This window comes from Gracilimonas amylolytica, assembly GCF_002911695.1.
In the GTDB taxonomy this organism is placed as follows: domain Bacteria; phylum Bacteroidota; class Rhodothermia; order Balneolales; family Balneolaceae; genus Gracilimonas; species Gracilimonas amylolytica.
In genome coordinates this window covers 403,123-416,238 of sequence record NZ_PQBS01000037.1, presented here as the reverse complement: position 1 = coordinate 416,238, position 13,116 = coordinate 403,123, and the positions used below count along the sequence as shown (strand labels likewise).

Annotated in this window: 12 protein-coding genes; 1 reads left to right on the top strand and 11 read right to left on the bottom strand. The window is 44.2% G+C overall.

Translation table 11 applies throughout. The features are described from left to right. Positions 1–93: 93 nt before the first annotated feature. The 4 genes from C3B73_RS11360 to C3B73_RS11345 form a co-directional block, all read right to left on the bottom strand. Positions 94–333 (bottom strand): SEC-C metal-binding domain-containing protein, encoded by a 240-nt coding sequence (locus tag C3B73_RS11360; RefSeq protein WP_103665713.1) that lies wholly within the window; start codon positions 331–333, stop codon positions 94–96. Between the two features lie 94 nt (positions 334–427). After that, positions 428–994: a DUF4256 domain-containing protein gene (locus tag C3B73_RS11355; protein WP_103665712.1), complete on the bottom strand. Its 567-nt coding sequence runs from the start codon at positions 992–994 to the stop codon at positions 428–430. A 146-nt stretch (positions 995–1,140) separates the two neighbouring features. Then, on the bottom strand, positions 1,141–2,118 hold the full coding sequence (locus tag C3B73_RS11350) for a serine hydrolase domain-containing protein (RefSeq protein WP_103665711.1): 978 nt from the start codon (positions 2,116–2,118) through the stop codon (positions 1,141–1,143). A gap of 223 nt (positions 2,119–2,341) precedes the next feature. Further along, positions 2,342–5,566 carry a S41 family peptidase gene (locus C3B73_RS11345; RefSeq protein WP_103665845.1) on the bottom strand — a complete coding sequence of 1,075 codons (3,225 nt, stop codon included), beginning with the start codon at positions 5,564–5,566 and terminating at the stop codon, positions 2,342–2,344. A 207-nt stretch (positions 5,567–5,773) separates the two neighbouring features. Here C3B73_RS11345 and C3B73_RS11340 point away from each other — a divergent pair, with 207 nt between their 5' ends. Then, positions 5,774–6,517: a YwaF family protein gene (locus C3B73_RS11340; RefSeq protein ID WP_103665710.1), complete on the top strand. Its 744-nt coding sequence runs from the start codon at positions 5,774–5,776 to the stop codon at positions 6,515–6,517. A gap of 204 nt (positions 6,518–6,721) precedes the next feature. Here C3B73_RS11340 and C3B73_RS11335 read toward each other — a convergent pair whose 3' ends face one another. From C3B73_RS11335 to C3B73_RS11300, 7 genes are all read right to left on the bottom strand, one after another. Continuing rightward, positions 6,722–8,284, bottom strand: coding sequence for an AbgT family transporter (locus tag C3B73_RS11335; RefSeq protein WP_103665709.1), 1,563 nt, complete (start codon positions 8,282–8,284; stop codon positions 6,722–6,724). Between the two features lie 100 nt (positions 8,285–8,384). Next, positions 8,385–8,957, bottom strand: a complete 573-nt coding sequence (locus C3B73_RS11330; protein WP_103665708.1) for a pyridoxamine 5'-phosphate oxidase family protein — start codon at positions 8,955–8,957, stop codon at positions 8,385–8,387. A gap of 183 nt (positions 8,958–9,140) precedes the next feature. Further along, positions 9,141–9,965, bottom strand: coding sequence for a 3'(2'),5'-bisphosphate nucleotidase CysQ family protein (locus C3B73_RS11325; protein WP_103665707.1), 825 nt, complete (start codon positions 9,963–9,965; stop codon positions 9,141–9,143). Further along, positions 9,946–10,914: a phosphotransferase gene (locus tag C3B73_RS11320; RefSeq protein ID WP_103665706.1), complete on the bottom strand. Its 969-nt coding sequence runs from the start codon at positions 10,912–10,914 to the stop codon at positions 9,946–9,948. The genes C3B73_RS11325 and C3B73_RS11320 overlap by 20 nt, the downstream gene beginning before the upstream one ends. Positions 10,915–11,053: 139 nt before the next feature. Then, the gene (locus C3B73_RS11315; RefSeq protein ID WP_103665705.1) at positions 11,054–11,467 is read right to left on the bottom strand and encodes an SRPBCC family protein; all 414 of its coding nucleotides are present in this window, start codon (positions 11,465–11,467) and stop codon (positions 11,054–11,056) included. 380 nt (positions 11,468–11,847) lie between these two features. After that, positions 11,848–12,774: a hypothetical protein gene (locus C3B73_RS11305; RefSeq protein WP_103665704.1), complete on the bottom strand. Its 927-nt coding sequence runs from the start codon at positions 12,772–12,774 to the stop codon at positions 11,848–11,850. A gap of 16 nt (positions 12,775–12,790) precedes the next feature. Then, positions 12,791–13,066 (bottom strand): hypothetical protein, encoded by a 276-nt coding sequence (locus tag C3B73_RS11300; protein ID WP_103665703.1) that lies wholly within the window; start codon positions 13,064–13,066, stop codon positions 12,791–12,793. Positions 13,067–13,116 lie beyond the last annotated feature (50 nt).

Sequence of the window (13,116 nt, the reverse complement as noted above, 5' to 3'; positions counted from 1 at the left end):
TACTCTTAGGATTAGCCTGCGAGATAATATCGGTTTACGAGTGCTCCGTTTTATAAAATTTATAAAAGAATGCCGTAGGTCAAGTACCTAAACTCAGTGGCAGTGTTGATGAGCTTCAGACCATTGCTGGCCGGCCGGACAGTCGGGCACACCCGCTCCGTTGTTCGACATGGCAGTTCCCCAGAACCATAACCCAAGCAGTACGATCACAACCAATCCCACAACCCCTAATTTTGAGGATAGTTTATTATTGTCCTTTTCCATACAGCAGTTCTTGTACTTCTTTCCGCTTCCGCAGTGGCAGGTGTCGTTTCGTTGTAGCTTTTTGGACATGATGGTAGTGGGGTTTTATTTACATATGCATCAATGTAGTAAGATTCGGGGAATCTGAAAAATCATTGCCGGAAGAATGAGAAAATTTTGGAGGTCACACCTTCAATTTGCCACGAAATCCTCTTGCTGCGTAATATGATTCCGCCCCGTTATGATAGATAAATGTGCGTCCAAATCTATGATCACCGAAGATGGCCCCTCCGAGATCTCGTACATCAACCGGGGTTTTGAGCCAGCTTGATGTAGCCGTATCAAAGGGACCGAAGTGCTGAAGGAATGTATACTCCTCTTCTGTCAATAACTCGACCCCCATCATTTCAGCCATATCCATGGCACTGTTTTCCGGCTTGTATTTCTTTCTGGATTCCAGAGCCTCGCGGTCGTAGCAGACTTTTCGGCGCCCCTTCGGACTTTCAACAGAGCAATCAAAAAAGATGATCTCTCCGGTTTCTTCATCCTTTCCAACTACATCCGGTTCGCCCCCTGTCAGTTCCATTTCGTTGAGGGACCATAACTTGTCATGCTGCTCCTTCAATCTTTCTTCTACTTCATTCCAGGATATGTCCTTATGGCGCCCCATGTTTTCCTGAAACCGCTCCTTTAGAGTTGAAAGCAGTACCTCAATGTTCTCATCGGACAAGTGTTTTTTTGAATGTCCCATTCCTACCGAATGTTTAATTGAAATTCATACCATAGGTTCATGACCAGCACTTATAACGTGATGCCATGCAATTGGTTATATATAATTAAACCTAATTACGATAAACTCTCAAACCAAAAAATGAACCGGGTAAAGTACGCTAACTATTACCCGGACTGTTGCCTTTTCAAAATGTCGATGATACGGTTGTAAACGATCTCTGATAGGTGCCAGGTATTGCCATCAAAATTTGTGGTGTTTACAAACTGAATGACAACCGTGTCAATGTCCTTGTGATACCGAGCTTTACTTTGATATCCTGGGATCAATCCTGTGTGTTCGTACCCATAAAGTGAGGAATAGATCTCCGCCTCTCCCTCGCTCAACAACGATCCATCGTTTAGAGCCCTTAAGAAGATCCCCACATCCTCAGCCGTAGCTAACATTGAGCCATAATCTGTGGTTTTGATGTCTTCTTCAACTCCCACATAATATCCACTCATCAACCGATCTAAATTGACCTCGGCCAGAGAACCGTAGGTATTCTTTAATTCCAGCGGCTCCAGGATCACCTCTTTGATGTATTGAAAACCACTGTAGCCCAGTTCATGCTCAATGATCTTTGAGATGAGTATGTAATTGGTATTTGAATATTCATAGCCATTACCCGGTTCAAAGTTCGAAGGAAGATCAAAAATTCTTTTTAATGCCTCTTCCCTGCTTTTCGGTGGATCTATCCAAAAATCGGGTGTATTCGTTACGTTTGGAATGCCACTTTGGTGTTGTACTAGCATTCGTAATGTGATCCTGTCTGCGTTTTCGATCTTTCCAGAGAATTCCGGAAAGTATTCGGTAAGGGTTCTGTCAAGGGATAAGCGTTCACTATGCACCAGCTTTGTAACTGAAACGGCATCGTACAGCTTATTGATGCTGGCGATCTTGAACAAGGCGTGTGGATCAGCAGGTATCTTGTTTTTCCGGTCATGCCACCCTGCAGCATAAAACTCAGGGGATTCCCCACCTTTATCTACATAAACGATGATCCCATCAAAACCGTGACCTATAGCATTATCGACCTGTTGCTTAACGGTATCCGGTAATGGTGCTATCCAGGCTTTCAACAGGTCCCATGGCACAAAGAACATGGATACGATAGTTCCTGCCAGTAAAACTACCCTGAGTATTTTTTTTACCTTGATCCTTTTTCTTCATGTACTGTTATCCAAATTTTTAATACAACCGGAGTCTTAAATTGAAAGTTTGAGAAAACACTTACGCCAAACTACAGAAAAGGTTCAGGTAAATTAAAAAGGCCACCCGAATAATTTCGGACGGCCCTCTTAATTACATCGATTGGTTCTTCAATCCCTATTCATTCACCTGATCAAGCAGCTCTTGTATCGCTCTTTCAAGCTGTTGATCTCTCCCTTCCGAGATCACTTCAGGCTGATTTTTTACTTTGATGTCCGGTTCGGTCTGATTGTTTTCCATCCATTCACCGGCTTTGTTCTTGGCACTGACCGGAACCACGCCCCAATAACTGCCATTGGGCAGGCCTTCCCATCCGGCAAAACTACAGGTACCCGGAACCGGCATACCTACTGAAAGTCCCAGTTCCATATCCATATAACCCTGCGCATAGCAGTGGCCATCCGAATAATTGGACTCATTGAACAAGGTCAGGGTTGGTTTGGTCCATCTGGAAGTCGGCTCACCCCCAACCGCTTTTCTTGCCGTGGCGTAAGTGATAAAATCTTCACCTGAAAAGAACATCACCAGATCTGCCACCAGGTCACCGCCACCGTTAAAGCGAGTATCTACGATCATAGCCTCCGTTTCATAGTACTTGCCAAGCATGTCCTTGTAGATATCCCGATAGGGACCATCGCTCATACCGGGAATGTGAACATACCCTAACCTTCCATTCGATCTTTCTTTCACTTCATCGGCATTGATCTTCACAAAGCGATCGTACAGCAGGTTGCGTTCTTCACCCAAACTGATAGGTTTGATCCTTATCTGACGGGCATTTTTACCATTCTCGTCTGTGATCTCAAGCAGGGTAAATTTACCCGCCTTTCGGTTCAGGTACGTGGCAACATCGCGGTTTGGAGTGATCGTCTCGCCGTCAATACTTTGTATGATCATTCCGGCTTGAATATTCAGGTCAGCTTTATCGAGCGGGCCGCCTTTCAGCACTTCCACGATCCTGATCCCGTTACCTTCATGATCGTAATCCATGAAGATCCCCAGAGATGCCGTAGCATCGGCGTTGTCTATACTTCTGCTGTAACCGGCCCCCGCATGCGAAACATTCAGCTCACCAAGCAGCTCAGATACCATCTCAGCAAATTCATATCCATTACCGATATAAGGCACGTATTTCTTGTACTCTTCGTAGAGCATATCCCAGTCTTTGCCATGGAAAGTTGGTTCATAAAAGATATTTTTTGTTCTAATGTAGATGTGATCCAGCATGGTTAACCGTTCCTCAGTGGCATCGTAATCCATTTCACCGGCGATCTCTATTCCTTTTGAGCTGCCGGCAGAGAGATCCAGTTTGGAGATGCGCCCACGGCTCAACAGATATAGATTTTCCATATCCTTATCCCATACTAGGCTGCCTCCGCCTGTGTTGAGTTTAATAGCCATTTTGGTTTCACGGGTTCTCAGGTCGGTTTCCCATAAATTATAATTATCCTCAAAACGGGACAGGTAATAGAGTTTGTTTCCATCTTTGGATAGGGTGGCATCCGACATATTGCTGGAGTGGATCGTCAGCTTTTTAGTCCAGTCTTTCATGCGGTCGAAGTCGATGGTGAGGTCCTCAATCTCCTCGTCTTTTTTCTCATCCTTCTTGTCTTCCTCTTCATCAGATTCTGCCTTATTGATCTTTTCAATTTCCTGCATGAGCTTGAAATCCTCTTCACTCATATTGAATTCATCCCAGGCTTCCTGATCAAAGAACATGGTGAAGACATCACTTTGAGTGTTGCCACTGGTAGCATAACTTTTAAGCCCATCTTCATTACTGACCCAGATCATTTGTTTTCCGCCGTTCATCCACTTTGGGGAATTGTCATAATAACCACTTTCGGTCAGGTTATACCGTTGTTCCCCATCAGCTGACAGCAATAATACTTCACTGTTATTCAGCAATTTACCCCACTCCACCAGTAACCACTTGCTATCCGGACTCCAGCGGTAATATTTATCTCCATCCCTCATATGGAACAGTTCTTCAGGGGTCATCAGATCGGTAGTGTCACCGGACTCCAGGTCTTTTACCCTGATCGTTCTTCTGCCGGCGACATACGCAAGTTTCTCTCCATCAGGTGAAAACCTCGGCAGATAATTTCCTTCTTCCGTTTCTACAAGTGCCGTTTCTTTCAATAAACTGGAGGCAAAGAAAAATGGCTCTTCTTCATTTCTGACGATCTCAGTTTGATAGATACCCCACTTGCCATCGCGTTCAGACGCATAGACTACCTTATCGCCATCCGGACTAAAGGTCACGTGGGCTTCCGTTTCAGGGGTATCGGTGATACGTTTGGTCAGGGCACCGTCAACGGAGGTCACAAACACCTCTCCACGGGCAATAAAAGCTATTTCCTTGCCATCCGGAGAGATAGCCATTTCGTTTACACCACCGTTTATGGTGATGAATCTATCCTCATTGGATTTGGCCTGGGTACGAATGGTCACAGGCACTTTAACCGGCTCACCGCCTTCCTTCATGGTGTAAAGTTCGCCATCATATCCAAATGACAAAGTGCCATTACCCATACTTAAAAAACGCACCGGGTGAGTTTCAAAATTGGTCAGCTGCTCTGCGGCACCGTTATTCGTCAGGTTTTTCTTGAAAACGTTGAAAGTACCGGCACGCTCACTTAGAAAGTACATGGCCTGTTCGTCTCCGGTAAAAATCGGTTGACGATCCTCTCCTTCAAATGAGGTGATCATGGTATGCTCACCGGTTTCAGTGTCGTAAGTCCATATATCTCGTGTAATGGCAGAGGTATGATGTTTCCTCCACTCATTTTCTCCCCCTTTTTTGTCATGATACAACATGGTTTTGCCATCTGAACTCAGCTGCACATATTCTGCCGGCACCGTTAAGATCTGATCGACCTGTCCGCCACTTACCGGTACACTGTATAATTCCGGTTGCGATCCGGTTGGGTACTGCCTGTGGCTGGCAAGATCCTGCCTGACGGCTCCGAATAACACGGCCTCGTCATCAGACGTGAAAGCATAGGGATTTTCATCATTCGAATGAAAGGTCAAGCGAGATGCCTCACCACCCTCGGCATCCATCACATATACATCAAAATTTCCGTATCGATCTGAGGCAAACGCCAGTTGCGATCCATCCTTGCTCCACACCGGCATGTAGTCATGCGCCTCATGAAAGGTAAGCTGTGTGGCCGTTCCTCCTGTGGACGGAACCGAATACAGGTCTCCTTTATAGGTAAAGGCAATGGTGCTACCATCCGGTGAAATACTCGGGTAACGTAACCACTTTGGGTTTTCCTGAGCAAACACAACGGTGCTAAAAAGTGCGATCAAACAAACTGTTAATGTTCTTTTCATAGTAAAAGTGATGTTGGTTGAGTGTACAAAATGCTGAATTTTGCCTAATGTACATCTTTTCACTGTAAAGGATTGTTTAAATTCAGTGGTCCATCCGATCCATGTTTTCAGTCTTCTTCTCACGGTAAGTGCTCTTTTATTTTGGGATAATTTTTCAGTAATTGGCATTTTCTCAAATGACCTGTACCTCATACAAATTCTTATCGCGTGAATTCACTCTTTGAAACCACTCACATGTTCGCTGCTTATGACTTCGAGCACTACCTGTTACTCACCGGTTTTCTGCTGTTCGGGTACCTGTTTTTCCGAATTCTGAGCTCCTACTCCCGACCTGTTCAGCAGAAAATACTCCTTGGTCTGGCACTTTTACTCTCCGCCACACAATTGCTTAAAGTACCTATGAACATGTATCTGGGTATTTTTGACCCTCAGAACGACATCCCCCTGCACCTGTGCAATTTCCTCCCTTTTATACTCATTTGGGTCTATGCCACCGGTAGCCGAAAGGTGTTGGGAACCGTATTCTTCTGGATCGTGCTGGGTGTTTCTCAGGCTAATCTTACTCCTTCCGTGGAATTTTCTCTTTTTCACTATGATGCCATCCGGTACTGGATGGTGCATATGGGATTGGTGCTGCTGGCTTTATATCCGGCCGTGATCTGGAAATGGGACCTCAAGCGTAATGATCTGTTTCGCACCGTGGGTTGGTTGAACGTGGCAGCCGCCATCATCTATGGACTCAACCTGATCCTGAACAGCAACTATATGTACCTGATGGCCAAACCGCCGGGCACCACCTTCTTCAGCATCCTCCCGGCATGGCCAACTTATATTCTGGTCCTGGAAGTAATTCTTGTGGTGTGGTCGGTGATGGTGTATGGACTCTTCAAATGGATCCGATCCAGGGTAACCGATACGCAGAATTTGGTAGCTGAAAGAAGCCGGACTTAGCGGTTTATTCTGGGACCCTGAAGTCAACATGCTGCTCTTCAAAACCACTAAACAAGATGACCACTACTTTATAACGTCTGCCATTCCTGTAGATGTCAGATAATTCGATGACAATGTTGGTTAAGATGAAGACCCTGAAGGGGTCGTACAGGAAATGTTTAATATTCTGACTTCGATTAACCTAACATCTACAATTCCATTAAGCTACGGATACACATAGCTGGCTTCAAAACTCAAAGGAATACCTATCCACCAGTAAAGAAGTAGGAATATGGTCCATGAGATACCAAAGATGATAGAATACGGAAGCATCATCGATATAAGGGTTCCAATACCGGTATCCTTCACATAGCGCTGACAGAATACAACCACCAGCGGGAAATACGGCAGCAGCGGAGTGATGATATTGGAAACTGAGTCTCCCACACGATAGGCCGCCTGAGTCAGGTCAGGTGAGATGCCCAGTTGCATAAGCATAGGCACAAAAATAGGAGCAATAAGCGCCCACTTGGCAGAGGCTGATCCCACCAGCAGGTTCACAAAGGCACTCAGAAATATGATACCAACAATAGTGATCTGTCCGGGTAAAGCCAGTGATTGCAGAAATTGAGCGCCCTTTAAAGCCACCAGTAATCCAATATTGGAGGTTGAAAATGCATCAATGAAAAGGGCACAGAAAAAGGCCATTACTATGTAATATCCCATACTCTGCATCGATTTGGACATGTTATCAATCATATCCTTCGAGCTGGAATATTTTCCGGAAGCTATCCCGTACACAACTCCCGGTATGAGTAAGAAAATGAATATGAGGGGCACGATAGCCTGCATCAAAGGGGCATTGAATGAGGTCAGTGACATCACTTCCGGATCTACCATATCGGGACCCCGAAGGGCTGAGTCAGCCGGAATCGCCCAAAGAATAAGCCCAACTATACCGAGGATCATAGCAAAAAATCCCATCCAGAAAGCCCGGCTTTCCTTACCGGTCACCTCTTCCATTTGAGGCATTTCTTCTTCGTCCCCATCCACTTTGGTTTTTGATAACCTTGGCTCCACGATCTTATCGGTCACAAACCACCCTACCAAAACAATTAAAATGGACGAGATTCCTGTAAAGTAAATATTGTTTAGAGGATTCAGCACAATTTCCGGGTCCAGGATCCTGGCCGCTTCAAGGGTAAAGCTCATGATCAGCGGATCAATGGCCGATGGAATAAAGTTGGCTGAAAATCCTCCCGACACCCCCGCAAAGGCAGCCGCTATACCAGCCAGCGGGTGGCGGCCGGCTGCATAAAAGATCACCCCACCCAGCGGTATCACCAGAATATACCCGGCATCGGCCGCGGTGTGACTCACGATCGAGATTAGGATCAACATGGGTGTGAGAAGCATTTTAGGAGTGACATTCAACAGCTTTTTCAACCCAGCATCGATCCATCCCGAATTTTCAGCCACTCCAACTCCTAACATTGCCACCAGCACGATGCCCAATGGAGCAAAGGATGTAAAGGTAGAGACCATGGTAGCCAGGAAGTTAGCCAAAGCCGAACCGGTCAGGAGATTGTTGACCTTGAGTTCTTCCCCTGTCAGTGGATGAACTTCCCCAAAATCGATGGGAGAAAGGACGGCGGATAACAGCCAGACAAATAGCATCAGATAAAGGAAAAGAATGGCCGGATCAGGGAGTTTATTCCCGCTTTTCTCTATTGCGTTTAGGAACCGATTGAACAAAGAAGGTTTGGAAGAATCAGCTTTGGTGTTCATTTGAGACGATCATTATTTAAAATTTTGCTAAAAATAAGCCCTTTCAAAGAATTGGCAAGAGAAAATTGAAATTAAATGAGATAAGAGCTGACTAAACCTTTTAAAATGTCACCGCCTGTGGCCGCCAGGTTTCTTCTGAAGCGGAAATACCTTGTCCCATAACCTCCATCCAAACAGGCTTTATCTCGATCAATATCATATTTTCAGGAAATTCAGGAAAAAACTGATCGGTCCACTCCACACTGAATGGATTATTCGCCTCAATGAAATCGTTATCCTTATGTAGATCCGCCTGCCCCATGACACTCACATAGTTTCCCTCGCTATCATTGTTGTAGAACAAAGTCACACTGGCATTTTCCTGTATTTGATCCACCTTACGGGTTCCCGGCCGGGTAGCAACCCAGATGGTCATAGTACTGTCCGGACTTGAGGTATTCACGCTTCGAACACGCGGTCGGCCCAATGGATCTACCGTAACAAAGGCCGCCACAGGATCAGCTTTGATGATCGCGCGGGCTGCTGCAATAATTTCACTCCGCTCAGCTGATGAGTACAGTTCTTCCTGTGGAGGGATCGCCGCATCTTTTTCATTAAATTGATCTGATGGATCTGTATTACAGGATAGCATAGCCAAAGAAAGCACTATAAGAGGAAGAATATGTTTGATCATCACGTGGATGGCATGAGTAAAAATTCAAAATTTAAGTTTCAGACCTAACTCATTGGAGCTCAGGCCAATTGAATATAAATACTTTTCCCTCTCCGTACCCAATTCCCATCTTCCTCGCACCCCCTCCTCGTCCCCAACCTCCCGGTTGGGGACGCCACTCGGGACCTCCCGGTCCCAGTTATTTTATTTAGGCAAGCAAGCATAATAAACACCTTCATGATGCATAAAGGTGCTGTCTTTTCGATTCAGATCCAGCGGGCCTCCTTCAAAGTTTGTGACACGATAACCAAGTTCGTGAAACAGACAAGCGGTGGAGGCAAAATCCCAGAGACTACCACCCCCGACCTCTTGTTTGGGATGTTTGATCATATTGGATGGAGGATTCTTCAACACCTTGATGGCATTCAAAACCGATCCGCCTCCCTCAATCACCTTTAATTCTGATAACCCCAATTCATCCACTCTGCGATTGAGCAGTTGCTTCAGGTCTTCAGGTCGTGAGGTATTTTCCAGTGGTTTGTCCGTAATATGGGTCAGGTAATTATTCATTGACGGGATTTCCAGAGGCTTATCATTCTCATAAACCCCATGCCCTTTGGCTGCATGATATAAGGTTTCGGTACTGGGATCATAAATGACACCGATCACCGGTTCTCCTTCTTTTGACACCAGGGCGATGGATACCGAGAAATCCGGCTCGTTCCGTATGAAAGCCAGGGTCCCGTCGATGGGATCCACACACCAGAAATAGTCTTTTTCAAAGCGACTCCCATCATCCTCAGTTTCTTCCGTTAACATGGCCAGGTCATATTCTTCACAGGTAGGCAACAAATAGGTAAGGATCTCCTGTTCACATTCTTTGTCCACTTGCGTGACTACCTGTGAGGCATAATTGGTTCCGCCTTCTTTTTCTTGCACATCGATCTCCTGATCCATGTAAGATCTTATGATACGTCCTGCTGCGTAGGCGGCATCTATAGCCGTTTTTTTAAGAGGTAGTAGATCCATTCTGGAGATTGTTTATGACTTCTTGGGTTATTCTTTCGCTGTAACTGTTGATCTTCCAGTGCCCCGGACTCCATCCTTTCAGAAAACGATGAAAATCAGCCCAGGCGACTCTGTATAAAGAACGCCATTCCTTTTCGAGGGCTTCATTTCTCTCTCCGAGTGCCCGGTGTAAATGATTGAAATAGGTATTCAGGATCCGTGTTTCCATGGCTTCGCACTCGTCCTCATTCAGGCAGCTTCCGATAAAATAGGCTATATCTTTCATGCCGCAGCCCCCGCCAACATACTGGAAGTCCACGGCGGCAACCTCCCCATCTCCGGAAAAACAAAAATTGGCCAGCTTGGCATCTCCGTGAACAAAGGTTTTAAACGTGCAGGCATTCAGTTCCTGATCGATCATGGGAGCAGCCTTTTTAAGCCGTTCATCATTCAGGGCTTCAAGTTCATGCGGACGGGTTTCCAGGTGCCAGTAGGTGCCTTGTTCCCATAATCCCTGCGGAGCTTGACCTAAATAACTTGCGTGAAAATCAGCCAGCCACTTCAGAATGGAATTGATCTCATTCCAACTTACCGATGTTTTACGAAGTGGATACCCGGAAGCATCCAGATCCTCCAGTACGATCAGTACCTCATTATCTTTGTGTTCAATGGCTAAACAGTTTGGAACCCGGGCAGCACTGTTGGTGCTGTATTGCTCATACCAGGTGGTTTCCACTTCATAGGATCTCAGCTTTCGCTGATGCCCGATATCCGAATTCCAGCCTCTTGGATGTTGTTTGCTCCCTTCAGCCTGAATATGTTTTACGACCACACTCCCAACTGTTGTGCCCTCAAGGCGCACACGAAGGATCTTGCCATAGCCACTCCAGAGTTCCTGTATAACTTCCTGTTCGCTGATCGAATCAGCACCGGTGCTCTGCAGAATGACTGATTTGAAATGATCTTTCATAGATGACGAAGATAGGAAAGATTCATCCTCGTTTCACACACATTCCAAGGCCAGTGCCACACTGGTTCTCAACGTCTCCATTGGGAAAACCAACCGGGATCTCCCATTCCCGGTTAAATTATGCCTGATATACACTTATTCATACGTCCGAACTTTCAACATGGCTTTTGAAATTGTTCAGTATGTTTTGCCACCCCTCTCGTTGTTGCTCTGCAGAATATTCATCATCTGCTTCGAAGGTCTCAACAACCTGAACTCCCTGCCCTGTATCATTTAAGTCGACCTTCACTTTTCGATCATCATCTAACTTAAACTCAATGCTGTAAGGTTCATTAATAGCCGTAAAAGTCCCCTCAAAATCGAATCCCATTGAACCGTCTTTTGCTTCCATGCGATAATTGAATTTTCCACCGACCCTGAGATCAATAATTGCACGCGGACAGCACCAATCGTTTGATGCAAAATTCCAGCTCATTATATCTTCAGGCGTTATCCAGGCATCCCAAACGCGTTTTATCGGGGCATCGACAGTTGTTTCTACTGAGATCTCCATATATCCTCCTTCTGCTCAAATAATTGATAAGATAAAATATTAGGTATTACTGTTAATACAAGTAGTAAGTCGATAATTTAGCCATCATGTTGTAAACACCATGAGCAACCATTGAAGCCGTTAATCGCCTCGTGTATAAGAATGATCCCGTGTAAGTAATGGTAGGAACCAGAATTATGCATGACGCAGCGGAACTACGTCACGAGGTTAAAGCAAAATTAGCAAGTATTATGATTTAGGTTGTATTACGGCCTGCGGTTTAACCGGCTTGGCTTTATTGGCTGGTAAAGTAATTAAAACTCGAAATATCTTTCACCCAACGAATACTGAAGGGGCAAATAGCGGCCAAGTCCGCGTTTAAACCATTGTTATACAGCCACTTAACGTGATAATGTTTGATTGCAATCGCATAGCATTCCAATCAATGAAATCGTTCTGAGACTGTTTGCTATTGTGTCATATTCTAAATCTTTACCGTGTAAAATGTAATTTCTATTTAATGGGTTTTTGATGAAGCTTTCATTTTTACTTTTTTCAAATTCACTGAAATTTTCATGAATAATACTTTTTTCTTGAAGCTGTTTAAGCAAAAGGTAACCTAAAGACAAGGTATTTGTTGGATGATTCTCTTTCGCTAATCTTTGAAGTAACCTTCTTCGTATTTCCTCAAGATCAGATTCTTTGTTTGAATAAAAGGTCATATCAATTAATTCGGAAAACATTCCATCTGCCTGAGCCAGCAATGTTGGAATGCTCAAAATATAATCACCATTTTCATGGGCCTGTATTGAGGCATCAATTATTCTAAATCTATTTGGAAATTCTCTTTTTACACTATTTCTGATAATTGAAATATTCTCCGTTATAAAAGTTTGTAGGTCTTGCTCAATTTGCTCGTGTTCTTCGTTTTCAATTAAAAAAAAGTATTCTTTGAAAATTGATACTGGCGCCAAATGGAAAGGGACAAACCAACCTTGCTGAGCTAAATATGCATGAACATTATCAATATACTCAGGGATCTCCTCAACTTCTTTGGCTATTGTTTCCAATAAAGCTTGGAATTCAGGCAGCTTACTGATATTAATTGCAGAGATTCTCTTTGCAGATTCTGTTACTTGATCTATCAGTGGCTTTATAGCATTCTGAGCTATTCTTTTTTGTTGTTCTGCAATCCTATTTACAGTCTCTTGAATTTGTTTTATTGCTGGAGTTATTGTTGGCTTTAATATTTGTGCTTGTTGTTCTGCAATCTGTTGCATCAACTTTTGCCAATCATTCCAATTATCGTCGCTATTTTTCTCTGTCATTTTTTATTCTGTAACGTTAATTGCAATGTTGAACATTAAGTAAATCAACGTGTTCAATTCTTACAGTAACGCTTTTTCTTATTTGTGTTGGATGGTTAAACGGTAAATTTTCTTCAGACCAATTGAACCAGCGAGAAATTTCTCTTTTTTCACCTTCTCTCCAGTTTTCAGAAGCCTCTAACCTTTTAAGTACGAATACTTTTGGTTCTAAATTGAGATTTAGCAATTCACGAATCCAATTATGTACAGGAGCTGTACTTCCCTCAATTGTATCTTCAATATGATCGGCCAATCGATTTTCTCGTCTCTTATGAGTTTTCCAACATATCGTAATGTATTATC

Coding starts and splice junctions, on each gene's coding strand:
- C3B73_RS11360 (WP_103665713.1), bottom strand. CDS start 333: ATGTCCAAAAAGCTACAACGAAACGACACCTGCCACTGCGGAAGCGGA.
- C3B73_RS11355 (WP_103665712.1), bottom strand. CDS start 994: ATGGGACATTCAAAAAAACACTTGTCCGATGAGAACATTGAGGTACTG.
- C3B73_RS11350 (WP_103665711.1), bottom strand. CDS start 2,118: ATGTTCTTTGTGCCATGGGACCTGTTGAAAGCCTGGATAGCACCATTA.
- C3B73_RS11345 (WP_103665845.1), bottom strand. CDS start 5,566: ATGAAAAGAACATTAACAGTTTGTTTGATCGCACTTTTTAGCACCGTT.
- C3B73_RS11335 (WP_103665709.1), bottom strand. CDS start 8,284: ATGAACACCAAAGCTGATTCTTCCAAACCTTCTTTGTTCAATCGGTTC.
- C3B73_RS11330 (WP_103665708.1), bottom strand. CDS start 8,957: ATGATCAAACATATTCTTCCTCTTATAGTGCTTTCTTTGGCTATGCTA.
- C3B73_RS11325 (WP_103665707.1), bottom strand. CDS start 9,965: ATGGATCTACTACCTCTTAAAAAAACGGCTATAGATGCCGCCTACGCA.
- C3B73_RS11320 (WP_103665706.1), bottom strand. CDS start 10,914: ATGAAAGATCATTTCAAATCAGTCATTCTGCAGAGCACCGGTGCTGAT.
- C3B73_RS11315 (WP_103665705.1), bottom strand. CDS start 11,467: ATGGAGATCTCAGTAGAAACAACTGTCGATGCCCCGATAAAACGCGTT.
- C3B73_RS11305 (WP_103665704.1), bottom strand. CDS start 12,774: ATGACAGAGAAAAATAGCGACGATAATTGGAATGATTGGCAAAAGTTG.